At 69.2% G+C, this 18,690-nt stretch carries 16 protein-coding genes and 2 pseudogenes; 3 read left to right on the forward strand and 15 right to left on the reverse strand.

Translation table 11 applies throughout. The features are described from left to right. Positions 1–436: 436 nt before the first annotated feature. Together AB3K78_RS11055 and AB3K78_RS11060 are read right to left on the reverse strand one after the other, a co-directional pair. The gene (locus tag AB3K78_RS11055) at positions 437–1,600 is read right to left on the reverse strand and encodes an acyl-CoA dehydrogenase family protein (RefSeq protein ID WP_416443200.1); all 1,164 of its coding nucleotides are present in this window, start codon (positions 1,598–1,600) and stop codon (positions 437–439) included. 44 nt (positions 1,601–1,644) lie between these two features. Next, positions 1,645–2,840 (reverse strand): annotated as a pseudogene (locus AB3K78_RS11060) (CaiB/BaiF CoA transferase family protein). Between the two features lie 138 nt (positions 2,841–2,978). Here AB3K78_RS11060 and AB3K78_RS11065 point away from each other — a divergent pair. Next, positions 2,979–4,466 carry a PucR family transcriptional regulator gene (locus AB3K78_RS11065; RefSeq protein WP_416443202.1) on the forward strand — a complete coding sequence of 496 codons (1,488 nt, stop codon included), beginning with the start codon at positions 2,979–2,981 and terminating at the stop codon, positions 4,464–4,466. 16 nt (positions 4,467–4,482) lie between these two features. Here AB3K78_RS11065 and AB3K78_RS11070 read toward each other — a convergent pair whose 3' ends face one another. From AB3K78_RS11070 to AB3K78_RS11090, 5 genes and pseudogenes are all read right to left on the reverse strand, one after another. Beyond that, a complete protein-coding gene (locus tag AB3K78_RS11070; RefSeq protein ID WP_046454365.1) occupies positions 4,483–4,671 on the reverse strand; it encodes a hypothetical protein in 189 nt (62 codons plus the stop codon). Positions 4,672–4,762: 91 nt separating this feature from the next. Then, entirely contained in the window at positions 4,763–5,038 is a 276-nt protein-coding gene (locus AB3K78_RS11075) for a hypothetical protein (protein WP_416443204.1), read from the reverse strand. An 81-nt stretch (positions 5,039–5,119) separates the two neighbouring features. Beyond that, positions 5,120–5,746 carry a hypothetical protein gene (locus AB3K78_RS11080; RefSeq protein WP_416443206.1) on the reverse strand — a complete coding sequence of 209 codons (627 nt, stop codon included), beginning with the start codon at positions 5,744–5,746 and terminating at the stop codon, positions 5,120–5,122. A gap of 35 nt (positions 5,747–5,781) precedes the next feature. Then, on the reverse strand, positions 5,782–6,315 hold the full coding sequence (locus tag AB3K78_RS11085; RefSeq protein ID WP_416443208.1) for an amino-acid N-acetyltransferase: 534 nt from the start codon (positions 6,313–6,315) through the stop codon (positions 5,782–5,784). A 119-nt stretch (positions 6,316–6,434) separates the two neighbouring features. Next, positions 6,435–8,953 (reverse strand): annotated as a pseudogene (locus AB3K78_RS11090) (ATP-dependent Clp protease ATP-binding subunit). 186 nt (positions 8,954–9,139) lie between these two features. Between AB3K78_RS11090 and AB3K78_RS11095 the strand changes: the two are divergent. Then, entirely contained in the window at positions 9,140–9,757 is a 618-nt protein-coding gene (locus tag AB3K78_RS11095; RefSeq protein ID WP_416443210.1) for a hypothetical protein, read from the forward strand. Next, a complete protein-coding gene (locus AB3K78_RS11100; protein WP_416443212.1) occupies positions 9,754–9,984 on the forward strand; it encodes a helix-turn-helix domain-containing protein in 231 nt (76 codons plus the stop codon). The genes AB3K78_RS11095 and AB3K78_RS11100 overlap by 4 nt, the downstream gene beginning before the upstream one ends. A gap of 25 nt (positions 9,985–10,009) precedes the next feature. On the opposite strand, the gene AB3K78_RS11105 is transcribed toward AB3K78_RS11100, so the two are convergent. The 8 genes from AB3K78_RS11105 to AB3K78_RS11140 all read right to left on the reverse strand — a co-directional run bounded on the left by AB3K78_RS11105 (position 10,010) and on the right by AB3K78_RS11140 (position 18,570). Beyond that, positions 10,010–10,357, reverse strand: a complete 348-nt coding sequence (locus AB3K78_RS11105; protein ID WP_416443214.1) for a YbjQ family protein — start codon at positions 10,355–10,357, stop codon at positions 10,010–10,012. 52 nt (positions 10,358–10,409) lie between these two features. After that, a complete protein-coding gene (locus AB3K78_RS11110) occupies positions 10,410–11,627 on the reverse strand; it encodes a serine hydrolase domain-containing protein (RefSeq protein ID WP_416443216.1) in 1,218 nt (405 codons plus the stop codon). A gap of 24 nt (positions 11,628–11,651) precedes the next feature. Continuing rightward, positions 11,652–13,412: a biotin carboxylase gene (locus AB3K78_RS11115; RefSeq protein ID WP_416443218.1), complete on the reverse strand. Its 1,761-nt coding sequence runs from the start codon at positions 13,410–13,412 to the stop codon at positions 11,652–11,654. 157 nt (positions 13,413–13,569) lie between these two features. After that, positions 13,570–15,036, reverse strand: a complete 1,467-nt coding sequence (cls, locus tag AB3K78_RS11120) for a cardiolipin synthase (protein WP_416447347.1) — start codon at positions 15,034–15,036, stop codon at positions 13,570–13,572. Between the two features lie 2 nt (positions 15,037–15,038). After that, positions 15,039–15,284 carry a hypothetical protein gene (locus tag AB3K78_RS11125; protein WP_416443220.1) on the reverse strand — a complete coding sequence of 82 codons (246 nt, stop codon included), beginning with the start codon at positions 15,282–15,284 and terminating at the stop codon, positions 15,039–15,041. A 117-nt stretch (positions 15,285–15,401) separates the two neighbouring features. After that, complete coding sequence (locus AB3K78_RS11130; RefSeq protein WP_416443222.1) at positions 15,402–16,925, reverse strand: APC family permease; 1,524 nt, start codon at positions 16,923–16,925, stop codon at positions 15,402–15,404. A gap of 209 nt (positions 16,926–17,134) precedes the next feature. After that, the gene (locus AB3K78_RS11135; protein ID WP_416443224.1) at positions 17,135–17,377 is read right to left on the reverse strand and encodes a hypothetical protein; all 243 of its coding nucleotides are present in this window, start codon (positions 17,375–17,377) and stop codon (positions 17,135–17,137) included. Next, complete coding sequence (locus AB3K78_RS11140) at positions 17,374–18,570, reverse strand: aminotransferase class III-fold pyridoxal phosphate-dependent enzyme (protein ID WP_416443226.1); 1,197 nt, start codon at positions 18,568–18,570, stop codon at positions 17,374–17,376. Before AB3K78_RS11140 ends, AB3K78_RS11135 begins: the two co-directional genes overlap by 4 nt. Positions 18,571–18,690: the final 120 nt, after the last annotated feature.

Below are 18,690 nucleotides of genomic sequence, written 5' to 3' on the forward strand. Positions count from 1 at the left end.
CCTCGGCGCGAGAAAAGGGCCCTCGGGCGAGATGCCCGGGAAGCGCGGTCGGCCGTCGTGTCATTGCAGCAGTTTGCCGGGAGGAAGCCACGGTTCTCGAGTTGTCCACTGCTCGTGGAGACCACTCGGACGCAACGCGCGCTGTTGACGACGACTCGTTCCCGCGGCGATCACCAAGAACGAATCGACCGGACCCAAATGAACCTTTTCTCGAAAGGAATGGTCAATTTGGGTCCAGTCGATGCGAGGGAGGGAGGGAGGGAACTCATGCGCGGCGCGAGCGTGCCCCATCACGAGAGCACAAGCCCAGATCCAGCACGAGAATCGAGAGGACCCGATTCCACCTCTTCCTGGAAGAAGAGAGGCGGAATCGGGTCCTCTTGATGGGAACAGGGCCACGCCCAGGAAGCTCAGCCCCAAGCCCAGGCCAAAGCCCCTAGAACGCGGCGATGCCCGTCAGCTCGCGGCCGATCACGAGCTGGTGCACCTCGTCGGTGCCCTCGTAGGTGCGCACCGACTCGAGGTTCGCCATGTGGCGCATCACGGGGAAGTCCGAGGTGATCCCGTCGCCGCCGAGGATCGAGCGGCAGGTGCCGGCGATCTTGATAGCCTCGCGGACGTTGTTGAGCTTGCCCACGGAGATCTGGCCGTACGACAGGTTGCCGGCATCCTTCAGCCGGCCGAGGTGGAGGGCGAGCAGCAGGCCCTTCTCGTACTCGACGAACATGTCGGCGAGCTTCGCCTGGATGATCTGCTTCGATCCGATGGGGGCGCCGAACACCTCGCGGGTCTGCGAGCGCTCGACGGCGACCTCGAGGCAGGCGCGCGCCGCACCCATGACGCCCCAGGCGATGCCGTAGCGCGCCTCGTTGAGGCATTTGAACGGCGACGAGAGGCCCTTCGACCCGGGCAGGATCGCGTCGAGCGGGAGGCGCACATCCTCGAGCACGATCTCGGTCTGCAGCGAGGCGCGCATCGACAGCTTGTTCTCGATGGCGGTCGCGGTGAAGCCGGGGGTGTCGGTCGGCACGACGAAGCCGCGCACGATCCCTTCTTCGTCCTTCGCCCAGATCACGCCGACCTGGGCGATGGTGGCGAGGCCGATCCAACGCTTCTTGCCGTTGAGCACCCACTGGTCGCCCTCACGACGCGCGCGGGTGAGCATGGTGTTGGGGTCGGAGCCGCCCTGCGGCTCGGTGAGCCCGAAGAAGCCGATGGCCTCGCCGCGGCCCATCTTGGGCAGCCACTCCTGCTTCTGATCCTCCGAACCGAACTTGTAGATCGCGCCCATGGCGAGCGATCCCTGCACGGAGAGCGCGGTGCGGAAGCCCGAATCGACGGCCTCGAACTCCATCGCGACGAGCCCGTAGGCGACCGAGGAGGCGCCCTTCAGCCCGTAGCCGTTCATGTACATGCCGAAGGCGCCGAACTCGCCGACCTCGGGCAGCAGCTCGACGGGCAGGCGGCGATCCTCGAACGCCTGGTCGATGATCGGCTTGATCTTGGTCTGCGCGAAGTCGCGCGCCTTGAGCTGCCATTCCCGCTCCTCCTCGGTGACGAAGTCGGAGACGTTGAACAGCTGGTCGATGGTGGTGGTCATTGCGGGTCCTTTCGGAACGGGACTGGCGGAACGAAGACGGTGGATCAGCGCGGCAGCCACTCGGCGCCGGCGTGCTCGCCGAGTCCGGGCGGCGGCGCCGAATAGCGGGAGGGGGTCGCCGAGAACGAGATGGGCGTCGCGACCGAGCGCAGCACGCGTTCGGTCCCGTCCGCGTCGACGGCGCGGGTCTCCGCGACGGGCTCCAGGCCGAGGGAGACGGCGAGGTCGAGCGCCTGGGCGATGGTGTTCACGCGGCCGGCCGGGATGTTCGCGGCCGTGAAGAGCTCGATCCACTCCCCGCGGTGCGCGCGGCGAGCCGCTCCTCGAGCAGCGTCTTCAGTTCCAGGCGGTGCGCCACCCGCGACGGGTTGTCGACAAAGCGCTCGTCGGTCGCGAGCGCCGGAACCCCGAGCACCTCGCACAGGCGGGCGAACTGGCCGTCGGTGCCGACCGCGAGCGCGACCTCCTGGTCGGCGGCGGCGAAGGTCTCGTAGGGCGCGATCGACGGGTGCGCGTTGCCCATGCGGCCGGGGGCCCGGCCGGTCTCGAGCGTCGACGACGCCTGGTTGGCGAGGGCCGAGAGGAGGGAGCCGAGCAGGGTCACCTTGACGTGCTGGCCGCGGCCGGCGGTCGGCGAATCCGCGGTGTCGCGGGCGCGCAGCGCCGCCTGGATCCCGATCACGGAGTTGAGGCCGGTGAGGATGTCGACCAGCGCGACGCCCACCTTGGTCGGCTCGCCGCCGTCGGCGTCGCTCTGCCCGGTGATGCTCATGAGGCCGCCGACCGCCTGCACCAGCAGGTCGTAGCCCGGGAGGTCGCGGCCGGCGGCGTCGCCGAAGCCCGAGATCGAGCAGTACACGACGCCCGGGTTGTCGGCGGCGACCGCGTCGTAGCCGAGGCCGAACTTGTCCATGGTGCCCGGCTTGAAGTTCTCGATGACCACGTCGGCGGTGGCGGCGAGTTCGCGGGCGAGCGCGATCCCGTCTTCGGAGCGCAGGTCGCAGACCACGGAGCGCTTGCCCCGATTGACGCCGGCGAAGTAGGTGCTCTGCCCCACCGCGTTGACGGGCGGCGACCACTGACGGGTCCCGTCGCCGTCGGGGCTCTCGATCTTGATCACGTCGGCGCCGAAGTCGGCCAGGATCATCGTGGCGTGCGGTCCGGCGAGCACTCGCGAGAAATCGGCCACCCGGATGCCGGACAGCGGTCCCCGCGTCGTCGTGTCGTTCGCCTCGGTCATGCCGTCTCCCTCTTGCGCCGGTGCTCGGGTCGGTCCGCGTGATGCGGCCCCGCTCGCCCTCAGTCTAGGTGGACGCCGATACCCCGATGCCGACACTCTGCACCGCCGCCCACCGGCGCACTGTGCAAAGATGTCGTCATGGCTCGCCTCTCCCACCTGCTCTCCACACCCGAGCTCGGCCTCCGTCTCGTGCAGGCCGGCGCCGGCGATCCCGACCTCAGCTGGGTGTCGACCACCGAGCTGCTCGACCTGGGCGCGTACCTCGACGGCGGTGAGCTCGTGCTCACGACCGGGCTCGCGCTCGAAGAAGACGATCCGCGGTGGCACGACTTCGTCGCGAGCCTGGGTCGGGCGCGGGTGGCCGCCATCGGCTTCGGAGTCGGCGTCGCGCACAGCCGGATCCCCCGCCCACTCGTCGCTGCGGCCAGCGCCTATCGGGTCGCCCTGGTCGAGGTGCCGCCGCCGACCCCCTTCATCGCGGTCAGCAAGGCGGTCGCCGCGCTGCTCGAGGCCGACGAGCTCAGCGCCGCGCACCGCGCGCTCCAGGCGCACCGCGAGCTCTTCGTCGGCGGCCAGAACCCGGCCGCCACGATCGCGACCCTCGCGCAGGCGACCGGGCGCAGGATCGCGGCGCTGCGCGCCGACGGCAGCCTGCTCGCCGGCAGCAGCGGGCTCGCGACCGGTTCCGACCTCGGGGCGCACGCCGAGCGGATCCCCCTCGACGCCGCGGGCACCGTGCTCGTCGTCGCCGGCAGCGATCCGCTCTCGCCCGACGCGCGGGCGCTGCTCGCCGCGGGCGCGATGGCGCTCGGGATCGAGTTGCGCAGCGCGGGCGGCGAGCAGGATCGCGAACGCGAACGCTGGGAGCGCCTGACCGCGCTGCTGCTCGGGCACGGCGGATCCGCTCCCGCCGAGGGCGGCATCGCGAGCGCTCGGGTGCTGGATCCGAGCATGCGACTCCCGGAGCGCGTGCGCGCGATCGCGGTCGCGGGCGGTGCCGAAGCGCTCTCGGACTGGCGACGCTCGCCCCGGACGGGGCTGGAGCGGCTGGTCGCGTCGCCGGACGGCGACGGCGGGATCGGCGGCTGGCAGCTCTGCCCGGACGACGAATCGGCGCTCGGCGCCGCTGTGGGCGCCGCGGTCTCCGCCGGGCTCGAAGCGGTCGTGGGCCGCCCGGCCCCGCTCGCGCGTGCCGCCACGAGCGCCCGCTCGGCCGCGGCGGCGTTCGCCGCCCGCCCGCCGCTCGCCGCAGGCGAGGCGCAGACCCCGCGGGTCCGATGGGTGGATCGCGAAGAGCCGGTCTTCGAGGCGCTGCTGGCTGGCGGGGCGGACCTGCCGGACCTCGCCGCGGCCGTGCTCGGCCCCCTCGCGACCGCCGTCGACGCCGAGGCGCAGGAGCTGCGCCGCACGGCGCGGGTGCTGCTCGCCCATCACGGTCAGCGTCAGCCGGCCGCGGCCGAACTGCGGATCCACCGCAACACGCTGCGCGATCGCCTGGCGCGCATCGAACAACTCACCGGCCGTTCGTTCGGCGACGCCGACGACCGCTCGGAACTGTGGTTCGCCCTGCGCATCGAAGCGCTCACACGGGAACCGTCGCGACCGCCGATCGAGCCGACCGAGTAGGGAGCCGCGGGCGGCCCTACTTCTTGGAGGAGTGCCCCTCGTGCCCCTCGTCGTGGGGTTCGTGCAGCGCGTGGAGCATGCCCGTCACGTTGCCGTGGAGCAGGTCGTCGACCAGCTCGTCGACCGCGACCGCCTCGTTGCTGCCCTGCTGAATCTCGACACGAATGCCACCGGTGCGTGCGGTGGGCTCCTGCTTGCGTTCCATGCTTCACTGTACGTCCGAGGCGGGGCGTCCACCATTGAAAACACCGAATTGTTCCCGGATCTTCACCGAGAATCGGCAATGCGCGCCGAAGTCAGGCGGGCTGCACCGAGAGCAGCTGGTACCCCTCGGGAACCTTCGAGAGCACGTCCGCGGAGTCGGTGCCCTCCAGCATCTCGATGCCGTCCCGGCGAACGAGCGTCGCCTCGCAGCTCAGCACGGTCTCGTGCTTCGACATCGCCACCCGCATCGCGGCCACGGCCCACCCCTCGGGCGTCTGCGCGTAGACGAGCTCGTGCACCTCGGGCAGTCCCTCGCCCTGCACGCTGATGGTCTTCGTCTCGACGGGGCGGATCATGCCGATGTACATGCTCTGCAGCCTATCGTCCGGGAGCCCGGCCAGGATTCCGCAGAGCCGCTCAGCCGCTCAGCCGCTCAGCCGCTCAGCCGCTCAGCCGAGGATGAACTGAGCCGTGCCGTCGCCCTGCGCGGACCCCACCGCCACCTTCAGGTGGTACGAGGCACCGCCGGCGGTCACGGGATCCCGGCTGATGTCGCAGGTGTCCTTGCTGCTGCGGGTCCGATCCCACGTGATCGTCTCCGTCTCGAGCGGCTTCCCCGGCTGCAGGATGATCGATCGGTGATCGGGCTTCTTCTGGCAGTCCGTCGACAGCCAGACCTGGTCGCTGCCGCTCGTGATCGCGAAGGTCATGGTCGCGGTGCCGAGATCGGCGGAGCAGGCCTTCGTGCCCCGGTTCTCGACCTTCAGCGAGAGCTTCGGCTCCTCACCCTCCGCGTAGCTGGCCTTGTCGGTGATCGGGGTGACCACGAGCTCGCCCTCGGCGCAGGCGGGTGTCGAGTTCTTGCCGGCCGACGTCGTCGGCTTCGCCGCGGTGTCACCGAGATCGCTCGGAACCGAGACCTTGGGCGCATCCGACGCACCGCCGGCCCCGCCCGGCTTCAGAATGATGAGCACGACAGCGGCGACGACCGCCAGCAGCGCGACCAGCACGATGATCCGGCGACGGACGTAGACGCTCTTGTCCTTGGGTCCTACGGGCTCGCGAAGCGTCGACATGGCCTCAGGCTAGCCGGAGCCCGCCCCGGTGCGGCTCAGGCGCGCGCGGTTCCGATGCTCTTCAGCATGCGCGTGTTGCCGAGCGTGTTGGGCTTCACGCGCGCGAGGTCGAGGAACTCGGCCACGCCCTCATCGTTCGAGCGGAGGAGCTCGGCGTAGACGTCGATCGCGACGAGCTGCTCGTCCTCCCCCGCAGGCTCGAAGCCGTGCTTGGTGAAGAAGTCGACCTCGAAGGTGAGGCAGAACAGCTGGCTCAGCCCGAACTCGAGCGCGCGCCGCTCGAGCGCATCGAGCAGCCGATGACCGATGCCCCGGCCGAGCCAGTCCTCCGAGACGCCGAGCGTGCGCACTTCGCCCAGGTGCTCCCACATGACGTGCAGCGCACCGTAGCCGATCACCTCGCCATCGGAGGCTTCGGCGACGAGGAACTCGGGGACCGCCCCGTAGAGATCGACGAGGTCCTTGCCCAGCAGGATCCGTCGCTCCACCAGCGGGACCATGAGCGCGGCGATGGCCGCCACGTCGGAGGTGCGTGCCTGGCGGATGCGGATCTCGGCTGATTCTGGCATAGGCACAGCCTAGTGCCGCGGAATCACGGCGAAGACCGCCCGGAAACAGCGCGACACACCCCGCGACGACGGAACGCCCACCGCCGTGTGGCGATGGGCGTTCCGTTCGACCGATGCGATCAGCTGTGCTCGGTGGTGGGCGCCGTCGAGGCGACCGCCGCGGCCGCGGAGGCCGAGGATGCCGAGTGGTCCTTGTTCGACCCCTCGGTGACGAAGGTGAACTGCCCGTCCGCGAAGTCCACCTTCACGAGGTCTCCCGCCAGCAGCTCCGCGCTGAGGATCCGCTCGGACAGGCGATCCTCGATCTCGCGCTGCATGGCACGGCGCAGCGGCCGCGCGCCGAGCGTCGGGTCGTAGCCGAGCTCGATGAGCCGCTCGCGCGCCGGGACCGAGATCTCGATGCGCATGTCGCGATCGAGCAGGCGATCCTGCAGGCGCTTGACGAACAGGTCGACGATCTGCAGCAGCTCGGGCTTGGACAGCTGCGGGAAGACGATCGTGTCGTCGACGCGGTTCAGGAACTCGGGCTTGAAGTGCTTCTTGAGCTCCTCGTTGACCTTGCCCTTCATCATGTCGTAGCCGACCTGCGTGTCGCCCTCGAGCTGGAAGCCCACGGGACCGCCGGCGATGCCCTTCGACCCCAGGTTGGTGGTCATGATGATGACCGTGTTCTTGAAGTCGACCACGCGGCCCTGACCGTCGGTCAGACGTCCCTCTTCGAGGATCTGCAGGAGCGAGTTGAAGATGTCGGGGTGCGCCTTCTCGATCTCGTCGAACAGCACGACCGAGAACGGCTTCCGGCGCACCTTCTCGGTGAGCTGGCCGCCCTCCTCGAAGCCGACGAACCCGGGAGGGGCGCCGAACAGGCGCGACACGGTGTGCTTCTCGCCGTACTCGGACATGTCGAGCGAGATCAGGGCGTCCTCGTCGTCGAACAGGAACTCGGCGAGGGCCTTCGCGAGCTCGGTCTTGCCGACGCCCGTGGGACCGGCGAAGATGAACGAGCCCGAGGGGCGCTTCGGGTCCTTGAGGCCGGCGCGCTGGCGGCGGATGGTGCGGGCGAGCGCCGAGATGGCCTCGTTCTGGCCGATGACGCGCTGGTGCAGGGCCTCCTCCATGAAGCGGAGGCGCGAGGTCTCCTCTTCGGTGAGCTTGAACACGGGGATGCCGGTGGCCTGCGCCAGCACCTCGGCGATGAGCCCCTCGTCGACCTCGGCGTGGGTCGCGACGTCGCCCGAGCGCCACTGCTTCTCGAGCCGCAGGCGCTCCGCGATGAGCTTCTTCTCCTCGTCGCGCAGGCTCGCGGCCTTCTCGAAGTCCTGCCCCTCGATGGCCTGCTCCTTGTCGGCGCGGACCACGGCGATCTTCTCGTCGAACTCGCGCAGCTCGGGCGGGCTCGACAGGATCGACAGGCGGAGGCGTGCGCCGGCCTCGTCGATCAGGTCGATCGCCTTGTCGGGCAGGAAGCGATCCTGCACGTAGCGGTCGGCGAGGTTCACGGCGGCGACGATCGCGCCGTCGGTGATGGAGACCTTGTGGTGCGCCTCGTAGCGATCGCGCAGCCCCTTGAGGATGTTGATCGCGTGCGGCAGCGACGGCTCGTTGACCATCACCGACTGGAAGCGGCGCTCGAGCGCGGCGTCCTTCTCGAAGTGCTTGCGGTACTCGTCGAGCGTGGTCGCGCCGATGGTCTGCAGCTCGCCGCGGGCGAGCAGCGGCTTCAGGATGTTGGCGGCGTCGATCGCGCCCTCGGCCGCACCGGCGCCGACGAGCGTGTGGATCTCGTCGATGAAGATGATGATGTCGCCGCGGGTGCGGATCTCCTTCGTCACCTTCTTCAGGCGCTCCTCGAAGTCGCCGCGGTAGCGGCTGCCCGCGATGAGCGAGCCGAGGTCGAGCACGTAGACCTGCTTGTCCTTCAGCGTCTCGGGCACCTCGCCCTTGACGATGGCCTGCGCGAGACCCTCGACGACGGCGGTCTTGCCGACGCCGGGCTCGCCGATCAGCACCGGGTTGTTCTTGGAGCGGCGCGAGAGGATCTGCATGACCCGCTCGACCTCCTTCTCGCGCCCGATCACCGGGTCGAGCTTGCCGTCGCGCGCGGCCTGGGTCAGGTTGCGCCCGAACTGGTCGAGCACGGCCGAGCCCTTCTCGGAGCCGCCGGACTCGGGGGCCCCGACCGTCGCGTTCTCCTTGCCGGCCTGGTAGCCGGAGAGCAGCTGGATCACGGTCTGGCGCACGCGGTTGAGGTCGGCGCCGAGCTTGACGAGCACCTGAGCGGCGACGCCCTCGCCCTCGCGGATCAGGCCGAGCAGGATGTGCTCGGTGCCGATGTAGCTGTGGCCGAGCTGCAGCGCCTCGCGCAGGCTCAGCTCGAGCACCTTCTTGGCGCGCGGCGTGAAGGGGATGTGACCGGCGGGGGCTGCTGACCGGTGCCGATGATGTCGGTCACCTGCTCGCGCACGGCGTCGAGCGAGATCTCGAGCTGCTCGAGCGCCTTCGCGGCGACCCCCTCGCCCTCGTGGATCAGGCCGAGCAGGATGTGCTCGGTGCCGATGTAGTTGTGGTTGAGCATCTTCGCCTCTTCTTGGGCGAGGACGACCACCCGGCGGGCCCGGTCGGTGAATCTCTCGAACATGCTTCCTCCTGGGTACCGGAGACAGCGGTCACCTCCGGCGATACCGACAGCGTACGCGCCGGATCCGGGCCGTGGGTCCGTGTTCGCCGCAGGCGTGACCGGAGCCGTGCTCGGCTTGACGGGAGGACCACGGGAGGGCACACTTATCGATAAGCGTTAATATCGTTTATCGATAAGGAGTGGATCATGACCCTCGCTTCCGACTTCCGGCCCTCGCGCAGCGACCGCATCGCGCTCTGGCTCTTCGTCGCGGTCGGCGCCGCCATCGCCGTCGCCGTCACCGTGGGAGCCGCCCTGCGCATCGGCGAACTACTCGGCGGCGGTCCGGTCCGCATCGCCGCGGAGTTCATCGACCAGCGGGCGACCGCACCCATCGGCCCCGCCGGGGCGGACGTCGACGTCCTGCTCGACCGGGCCGTCCTGCGCACCGAGGTCCCGCCGATCGCCACCTGGTCGGGCGTGATCGGCCAGCTGATCCTCGTGATCGCCTTCGCCACGGTGATCCTGTGCCTGATCCTGCTCAGCCGCAGGCTCGCCCGCGGCCGCATCTTCGGCCGGTCGAGCACCGCGCTCGTCGCCACCGCCGGCCTCACCGGCCTCATCGGCGCCGCTGCGACGCGGTTCTTCGACAACATGCTCGCGAACGCCGCGGTCGCGCAGGTCTCCGACTACGGCGACGTGCGGAACGCCGTGCTGAGCATCGAGCCGTTCCCGTTCATCGTCGCAGCGTTCGCCGTCGCGATCGTCTGCACGGTCTTCGTGATCGGCGAGCGGCTGGAGCGGGAGACGGAGGGACTCGTATGAGCCCGGCCGATCCCGAGGACGGGCACGCGATCCACTGCCGGCTCGACGAGCTGCTCGCCGCCCGCGGCATGACCCTGACCGAGCTGAGCGAAGCGGTGGGCGTCAGCCTCGTCAACCTCTCGGTCCTCAAGAACGACCGCGCTCGGGCGATCCGCTTCTCGACGCTGACCGCCATCTGCCGTGCGCTCGACTGCCAGGTGGGCGACCTCCTGATCGTCGAGGGCTGACGCCGGGCGACTGCGCCTCCTGCGCCTACTGCGCCGGGTTCGCGGGCGCCTGCGGCGCCAGGGGCTCGATCACCACGGCGGTGCCGTACGCGCAGAACTCGGTGAAGCTGCCGATCGAGCCGGAGTCGAATCGCATGGCGATGACCGCGTTGGCGCCGCGCTGCTGCGCTTCCGACCACATGCGGTTCATGACCTCCCAGCGCGATTCGTAGATGACCTTCGTGTACTCCGGCATCTCGCCGCCGCCGAGCGAGCGGAATCCCGCGGTGAAGTTCTGACCGAAGTTCGCGGAACGCACGGTCAGCCCCATCACCTCGCCCAGCACCTGGGTAACGCGGTAGCCGGGCACATCATTCGTCGTGACTACGAACATGGAATTCCTCTTCTCTTTCGGGAGGCGGGGCGGCACCGCCCCACCTCGGATCCTAGGCCGCGCCGCTGCTGAGCGCCCAGGACGCGGCGTCGAACGCGCGCAGGGTCCAGAACAGCCGCTCGGCGTTCTGCGGCGTCGGCCAGCTCGACACCTTGACACCGACGACCCCGGTCAGCCGGTTCATGTAGATCATCTGGCCGTGGATGCCGAGTGCGAGCATGACGTCCCCGCTCTCGCCCGGGAACCAGAAGCCGTTGCGATACATGCCGCCGGGCATGAGCGTCGGCTCGGCGGCGTTCGCGAAGGCCTCCCTCGAGTCGGGCCCGCCCGCGAACGTGTCGTCCACCCACCACTCGGGCAGCACCGCAGCGCCGTCGAGCGCGGCGCCGCGGCTCACGAACAGGTTGCCGAAGCGAGCCAGATCGCGCAGCGCGGCCGAGACCCCGCCGTCGAACATGCCGGATCCCACGCTGTCGACGCCCACGTGCGCATCGAACTCGGCGCCCATCGGCTGCCAGAGCCGCTCCGACATGACGTCGGCCGCCGACTGCCCCGTGGCCCCCTCGATCACGAAACCGAGCGCATCGGTCTCGCAGGACTTGTAGTCGAAGGCCCCGCCGTGCGGTCCCTGCTGCCCGAGGGTCGCGAGGAAGTCGAGCAGGGTATCGGGCACCTCGGCATGACGCTTGGGCGCCCAGCCGATGGCCTCTTCGAGGAGCCGCACCTCGGCCCCGTCGTTCAGGTACTCCTCCGAGAAGCGCACGCCGGTGCGCATGTCGACGAGGTGCCGCACGAGCGCGCCGTCGTAGCCGGAGCCTTCGAGCCGGGGAACGTAGTCGGTGACCGGGCGGTCGAGGTCGAGTTCGCCCGAGGCGGCGAGCAGTCCCGCGGTCGTCGCCGTGAGCGACTTCGAGACCGACATCAGCAGGTGCATTCCACCCGGCGCGAGGGTGCCGAAGTACTCCTCGCCCACGACCGCGCCGCCGACCGTCATCATCCAGCCGTCGGTGTCGGTCATCGCCATCACCTCGGCGAACGAGGCGTGCCGGTCCTCCCAGGGGTGCGCGACCGAGAGCGTTCCGAGCTCCGCGGCCCGGAACCCGAACTCGGTGCTCCGCACCCCGCGCCGGATCTGCCGCACCGGCAGGAACGACTGGATGTTCTGCATCGACCACTGCAGATAGGGGGCGAACTGCCACTGGTCGAGCGGCGGCATCTCGATCCCGGCTTCCGCGGGCGTGCTCATTGCGGCGTCAGCGTCTGCGATCATCAGGCGAGTATCCCACGCTCCCCGTTACTTGCCCTTGGCCGGCGCCGGCTTCAGTTCGGGCTCCCCGCCATCGACCGGCGTCGCGTAGTACATGCCCCGGATCGCATCGATCAGGTACTTGGCGTGGATCGTGAGCCCGCCGTGGTCCGCCTCGAGGTGCGCCTTGGTGACGAGGATCCCGAGATCCGCGCCCTTCCAGCGGTAGTCCCCCGCATCGTAGATGCGCAGGTAGAAGGCCTCGGCCTCGTTGCTCAGCAGGTGCCAGTCGAGGTCGCCGTGCGTGTAGGTCAGCCGCCCCGAGTGGTCGAGCACGTACCGGCCGGTGCGCGGAGCGGTGTTGATCCGCTCGACGGTGTTCGACGTGTGCTTGATCACCATGTGGCTCCACTCGTCCTCCGAGGCGAGGTCCTCCCAGCGGGCGTTGATCTCGTCCACGTCGATCTCGAAGTCGATACCGGCGTACTCGAGCAGGTGGAAGGCGAACAGCGGCACGTCGGCGTAGGCGCCCGCGGTCACGTTGGTGATCGCCGAAGCGCCGCTCACGCGCGGGTTCAGCTCGCCGAGGTAGACGTCGCCCGTGTCGGTGTCGAGCAGCACGTCCACCTCGAAGAAGCCGCGGTACCCCTCGGCCCCGAGCCGGTCGCCGAGCTTGCGCACGAGCTGGATCGCCGCGTGTCGGCTGCCGTCGTCGAGCACCGTCGGGAACATCTCGTTGCCGGCCCAACCGCCGCGATAGGGCGTCAGCTCGGCGTGACCGGTGATCTCGGTCATGCAGGGGCCGACCACCGTCCCCTGGCGGGTGATCACGGCCTCGACCGCGATCGGCCGGTTGTTGATCCGTTTCATGACCTTGATCTCGACGCCCGTCACCTCGTCGGCGATCGCGTCGAACTCCTCTTCGCCCGTCACGAAGTAGGTCGTCTTGCCGGAGTCGCCGTAGGCCGTCTGGATCACGAGGTCCCGGCCGAGCCCGGCCTCGTCGACGACGCGGACCAGCTCGTTCCAATCGGCGACGGTGGTGAGCACGTTCGGCACGCTCGGCACGCCGACCGAGTCCGCGATCTGGGTCGTCACGATCTTGGAGTCGAGCCGCTCGCGCAGCGCGTGCGACGGCAGGATCAGCTCGTAGTCGAGCTCTTCGCAGATCCGCTCGGTGCGCTCGTCGAAGAACACCATGACGATCTTGGGACGCAGCCCGGGAGGCGTCTGGCGCTCGATGTGCGCGCGCACCTCGTGGTTGCTCAGCAGCCAGTTGTTGATGTCCTCGCCGCTCTCGAACTCGACGTAGGGCTTGTCGGTCGGGCTGAACACGCGCGGGTGCGCGCCGTCCCAGCTGTCGTAGTAGGTGATGTACGAGAAGCCGCGCACCCAGCGGTCGAGCCCGAGCAGGTTGAACGCCGTCGCGCCGACGAAGAACACGGGAGACTCGTTCGTGCGGAAGTAGTGGCGGATCTCGGAGATGTTCTTGAGCTTGGTCGAGCCGCTGCGCCCGATGGTCACGGGGCCGGTCTTGGGCTCCTTGCGCGGCCGCTTGCGGCGGGCGATCGCCGCGAGGGGTCGCTTCGCCGCCTGGGGCGCCTCCGCGGGGGCGGAGGCCGCAGCCGCGGCGGGGGCGGAGGCCGCAGCCGCGGCGGGCTTCGACGCCGTCTTCTTCGTCGCAGCCGCCTTCCGAGCCGTGCTCGAGGCGGTGCCCTTCGCCGTGCTGCGGGTCCGCGGAGCGGCCGCGGAATCGGCACCCTTCGCCGCTTCGGTCTCGGGGGTCTGGAGATCGGTGTCACGCGCCATTGCGTTGTCCTTCCGTGGAGAGGTGCGAGCATCCTGACACGCAGAATCCCCGTTCTCCAAAACGGCGGAACCGCCCGCGGAGCGCACCGCAGATCCTCCGTCGAAGCGGGGCGCGGGGCGCGGATCCCGCCGCGGGACGGGCCGGGATCCGCGGATGCTACTGGAGCGCGGAGGTGAGGCGCGCCAGTCCGTCGAGCAGCTGCGCGGGCAGCGGCTGACGCTTCCATTCCTCGGCGGTGAGCTCGCGCGAATTGGCCCGGTAGTAGTCGATGACCTCGTCGAGCTCGCGCACGAAGCTCTCGCCGTGGACGACCATCGAGATCTCCATGTTGAGGCCGAAGGAGCGCTGGTCCATGTTCGAGGATCCGACCACCGCGACCGCATCGTCGATGGTGAAGTGCTTCGAGTGCAGGATGTACGGCGGCCGGTACATCCAGATGCGCACGCCGGCGCGCAGCAGTTCGTCGTAGTAGGACCGCTGCGCGTGGTAGACCACCGCCTGATCGCCGGTCTCGGAGACGAAGAGCTCCACCTCGACTCCGCGCGCCGTCGCGGCGCGGAGCGCGTTCATGATCGAACCGTCCGGCACGAAGTAGGGACTCGTGATGCTGATGCGCCGCTGCGCGGCGTAGAGCAGCGCGACGAAGACCTGCAGGTTGTTCTCGCCCGCGTACCCGGGACCGCTCGGGACGATCTGGCAGTCGAGCGCGCCGGGACGGTCCGACTCGAAGTCGGACTCGGCGAGGTGCGCGAGCAGCTCCCCTGTCTCGAGGTACCAGTCCCCCTGGAACACGGCCTCGAGACCGAGCACGATCGGGCCTTCGACCCGCACCATGAGGTCCTTCCAGTGCAGACCGCGCCGCCGGTTCGAAGGCTTGTTGTAGCTCGAGTCGACGAGGTTCTGCGAGCCCATGAAGCCCACCGTGCCGTCGACGACGAGCAGCTTGCGGTGGTTGCGCAGATCGGGGCGCTGGTACTGCCCCTTGAGCGGACGCACCGGCAGCAGGTAGGCCCACTCGGCGCCCATGTCGGTGAGGCTCTGCGCCGTGCGCTTCTCGCCCGGGTTGCGCTTCGCCGAGATGTGGTCGAGCAGCACGCGCACCTTGACGCCGCGCGCGGCGGCCTCGCGCATCGCCTGGAACACCACGTCGGTGGTCTCGTCGTGCACGAGGATGTAGAACTCGACGTGCACGTATTCCTTCGCCTCGCGGATCGCCGCCGCCATGCGCTCGAGGGAGATCCCGTAGTCGATGCAGATCGAGGCCGAGTTGCCGCGCAGCATCGGCTGCGCGCCGAGCGAGCTGCCGAGGCGCACCGCGCTCTCGATGCCCGGCGGCAGCGAGTCCGGGGCGGTCACGAGGGCCTGGCCCTCGCGCTGCGCCAGCTCGGCCACCATCTGGTTGATGGCGTCCTGCTTCTCGACCCGGGCCTTCGGCAGGTGGTTGCTGCCGATCACGAGGAACAGCAGCAGGCCGGGGATCGGCAGGAAGAAGATGGCCATGAGCCAGGCCATGCCGGACGTCGGACGGCGGTTTCGGGGTACCACGAACACCGCGATCACGCGGATCAGATTGTCGACGATGAATATGCCGACGGTCCAGATCCACGGCCAGTCCAGGCCCATGATCAGGTTGAACACCCAGTCCGTCCCCTCTGAGCCGGCTGAGGGCTCGGGGCTACCTTATCGGGTGCTGTCTGCGGCGTCGGCCGGGGAAGTCCGAGCTTGGCCCGTTCCTCGTTCTCGATCTCGCGGTAGACGCGCCGCTCGGTGCGGTCGGCGCGCAGGATGAGGCGCAGCACCGAGAAGAAGAAGATGCCGATCAGCACGGTCGGGGTGATCGACCAGAGCGCATTGACCCACCAGTTCTCCATGCCCGCCATCCTACCCCGAAGCGGACGGCCGAGCCTGGGAGACGGGCACGAGCGGGCGGGGAGCGCAGAGCGTCCCCCGCCCGCCCGCGACGGCGGACGTCCGCCGTCGGTCTGGGCTCACCCGACGGTGACCCGCTCGCCCGCCACCGGGATCGCCTCGGTCGGCTGGCGCAGCCGCCGGCCGAGCAGGTAGCCCGCCACGCCGATGAGCACGATGATGCCCAGGGTCGAGAGCGTGAACACCGAGAAGGTGCCCTGGTCGACGCCCCAGATGTCGGTGAACGGGTACTCGACCCCGAACAGCGCCTCGAGCGTGCCCGGGAAGATCGCGACCCAGGTCCCGAGCACGATCCACGCGGTGCAGACTGCGCCGAGGATCCTCCAGACGACGTCGTTCACGGGGACGCGGTAGGGCCGGTGCACGTCGGGGAACTTCTTGCGCAGGCTGATCGCCGCTGGGATCGCGAACAGGTAGCTCATGAGGAACGTCGAGATGCAGATGGTCAGCACGACCTGGAACAGGGCTCCGGCCTGGCCGTTGACGAAGACCATCGCGGCGAGCATGAAGACGGTGCCGACGATGCCGGACATGGTGTTCACCCGGACCGGGGTGCCGAGCCCCGGGTGGATCTTGCCGAAGAAGCCGCCGAAGAAGGATCCGTCGGCCGCGGCCATCGCCTGCATGCGGTCGCTGATGATCATCCAGGCTCCGCCCTGCGACATGAGCACGAAGATGAAGACGATCGCCGAGATGGTGAGCATCGCGCCCGCGCCGTCGCCGAAGATCGTGAACACGGTCGCGACCGCTTCGAACAGTCCGCTGATGCCCTGGATCTTCTCGACCGGGACGACGAGCAGGATCGCGAGGATGGGCAGCAGGTAGCTGGCGGCCGCGATCCCCGCGGAGCGGGCGATCGACACCGGCACGTCGCGTCCCGGGTTCTTCATCTCGCCCGCCGCGCTGTTGCCCGACTCGAAGCCAAGGAACGAGAACAGCAGCAGCGGGGTGAGCCCCAGGAACCCGGTGAGCGTGGGGGCGAAGTAGGAGGCGGTGAGCCCTTGGAAGCCGTGCTGCACGCCGTAGATCACGGTGACGACGAGGAAGAACGCGAGGAACGCCACCTTGAGCAGCGCACCGAGCGTCGGCAGCCACTTGCCGTGCTTCAGGCTGACGATCGCGCTCGCGACGGTCACCCAGATGAAGATGAGCTTGAAACCGTGGTCCCAGAACGAGCCGTGGTCGATGGGCGAGACGTACGCCGACCAGGTCTCGACCGCGATGAAGGCGCTCGTGCCGCCGACCCAGACGGGCTGCGTGACCCAGGTCAGCATCGCCGCGATCGCACCGGCGAAGCGTCCGAACGCCTGGCGCACCCAGGTGTAGACGCCGCCCTCCTCGGTGAACGCGCCGCCCGTCTCGGCGAAGATGAGCGCGTAGGGCACGAGGAACAGCACGGTGAGCACCAGCGTCCAGGTGAAGGTCTCGCCGCCGTAGCCGGCGACCTGGCCGAGCACCTCGATCGAGACGACGGCCGCGACGACCAGGAAGACGATGTCGAAACGGCCGAGGGTCTTCTGCAGATGCTTCGATTCCTCGAGCGCCATCTGCGTCGGCGCGGTTTCGGGAGCGGATGTGCTCACGGTGATTCCTTTCCTCATTGAAGGGTTCTGCACCAGCAAACGAGAATCCGGGCCGGAATGCGAACAGCGGTTTCCTATGCAGGCGATCTGCTCAGCAGAACGCCCGCGGCCCGCTCGATCTGTTCGGCCGCGCGCGGGCACGCCGAAGCGCACCGACCGCGATGGCGTGATCGCGGTCGGTGCGCTTCCCGATCCGATTGCCCGGTCCGCTAGAGCCCGGCGCGCTCCGTCGCGAGCGCGAACGCGCGGTCCAGCAGCTCGGCGAGCTCGTCGACGTCGGCGCGGGTCATGACCAGCGGGGGCGAGACCTGCACGAGCGGGTTGCCCTCGGCGTCGATCGCGACGCGGCAGATCAGGCCGACCTCGGCCAGCGCGGGGTTCAGGTGGGCGCCGACGAAGTCGCCCGCACTGATGACGTCGTCCTCCCAGGCCTTCGTCCGCTTGTTCGTCACGAGTTCGAAGCTGCGGTGGAAGCCGTCCCTCGGAAGTCGCCGACGATCGCGGCGTGCTTCTCGGCGACGGCGGTCAGCCGCTCCTCGAGGTAGGGGCTCAGCTCGGCGACGTTCTCGACGACGCCCTCGCGTTCCATGATCTCAAGGTTCTTGAGCGCCGCGGCGCACGCGACCGGGTGTCCGCCGTAGGTCAGTGCGTGGTTGAACATGCCCACGGGACCGTCGAGCACCGTCTCGATGATCCGGTCGCTCGCGATGACGCCGCCGAGCGGCATGTACGCCGAGGCGATGCCCTTCGCGAAGACGATCATGTCGGGCTGGAAATCGTAGTGCTGCGAGCCGAACCACCGGCCGAGGCGGCCGAAGCCGGTGATGACCTCGTCCGCGATCATGAGAATGCCGTACTTGTCGCACAGGGCGCGCACGCCGGCGAAGTACTCGGGGGTCGGCGGCTTCAGGCTGCCGCCCGCGTTCTGCAGTGGCTCCATGATGATCGCGGCGATCGTCTCGGGGCCCTCCTGCACGATGAGCGACTCGATCTCGCCGAGCAGGAACGCGGTGGTCTGCTCGGGGGTCTCGCCCTCGGGACGGCGGTACGTCTTGGTGTTGTGGGTGTGCCGGACGCCCGACATCAGCGGCTCGAACATGGCGCGGACGTTGGTCATGCCGTTCAGGGACATCGCGCCGAAGCTGGTGCCGTGGTAGGCGACACGACGCGCGATGAACTTGGTGCGGGTGCCCTGACCGATCGTCTGCTGGTACTGCCGCGCGAGCTTGATCGCGGCCTCGTTCGACTCGCCGCCGCCCGACGCGAAGAACACGCGGTTCAGGTCGCCGGGGGCCAGCTGCGCGATCTTCTGCGCGAGCAGGGCGGCCGGCGGATGGGTCACGCTCCAAGTGGTCTGGTAGGGCAGTGCGGCGAGCTGCTCACGGACCGCGTCGCCGACCTCGGCTCCGTGGGTGTAGCCGAGCTGCACGCAGAACAGGCCGGCGAGGCCGTCGAAGAAGCGTCGGCCGTTCTCGTCGAACACCGAGCAGTGCTCGCCCCGCACGAAGACGGGGAGATCGTCCTCCCGGTACATGGAGGCCGGGGTGAAGTTCATCACCAGGTGGCGCTTGGCGATCTCGGCGAGTCCGCTGGGCGTGTCCGTCACGGTGTCCTCGACCGGCACCGTCTCCTGCTGCAGGGTCATGATTCTTGAGAGTCCTCTCAGTCGGCTCTGACTGGGCGTGAAACCGCCGCTGCTGCCATCGTGGCACCGCCGGCAGTATCGGCAAAATAGCGAAATCGGCTCGCCTGCATCGCGGGATCA

The organism is Leucobacter sp. HNU (assembly GCF_047946755.1).
Lineage (GTDB): Bacteria > Actinomycetota > Actinomycetes > Actinomycetales > Microbacteriaceae > Leucobacter.

Coding starts and splice junctions, on each gene's coding strand:
- AB3K78_RS11055 (WP_416443200.1), bottom strand. CDS start 1,600: ATGACCACCACCATCGACCAGCTGTTCAACGTCTCCGACTTCGTCACC.
- AB3K78_RS11065 (WP_416443202.1), top strand. CDS start 2,979: ATGGCTCGCCTCTCCCACCTGCTCTCCACACCCGAGCTCGGCCTCCGT.
- AB3K78_RS11070 (WP_046454365.1), bottom strand. CDS start 4,671: ATGGAACGCAAGCAGGAGCCCACCGCACGCACCGGTGGCATTCGTGTC.
- AB3K78_RS11075 (WP_416443204.1), bottom strand. CDS start 5,038: ATGTACATCGGCATGATCCGCCCCGTCGAGACGAAGACCATCAGCGTG.
- AB3K78_RS11080 (WP_416443206.1), bottom strand. CDS start 5,746: ATGTCGACGCTTCGCGAGCCCGTAGGACCCAAGGACAAGAGCGTCTAC.
- AB3K78_RS11085 (WP_416443208.1), bottom strand. CDS start 6,315: ATGCCAGAATCAGCCGAGATCCGCATCCGCCAGGCACGCACCTCCGAC.
- AB3K78_RS11095 (WP_416443210.1), top strand. CDS start 9,140: ATGACCCTCGCTTCCGACTTCCGGCCCTCGCGCAGCGACCGCATCGCG.
- AB3K78_RS11100 (WP_416443212.1), top strand. CDS start 9,754: ATGAGCCCGGCCGATCCCGAGGACGGGCACGCGATCCACTGCCGGCTC.
- AB3K78_RS11105 (WP_416443214.1), bottom strand. CDS start 10,357: ATGTTCGTAGTCACGACGAATGATGTGCCCGGCTACCGCGTTACCCAG.
- AB3K78_RS11110 (WP_416443216.1), bottom strand. CDS start 11,627: ATGATCGCAGACGCTGACGCCGCAATGAGCACGCCCGCGGAAGCCGGG.
- AB3K78_RS11115 (WP_416443218.1), bottom strand. CDS start 13,412: ATGGCGCGTGACACCGATCTCCAGACCCCCGAGACCGAAGCGGCGAAG.
- cls (WP_416447347.1), bottom strand. CDS start 15,036: ATGGGCCTGGACTGGCCGTGGATCTGGACCGTCGGCATATTCATCGTC.
- AB3K78_RS11125 (WP_416443220.1), bottom strand. CDS start 15,284: ATGGAGAACTGGTGGGTCAATGCGCTCTGGTCGATCACCCCGACCGTG.
- AB3K78_RS11140 (WP_416443226.1), bottom strand. CDS start 18,570: ATGACCCTGCAGCAGGAGACGGTGCCGGTCGAGGACACCGTGACGGAC.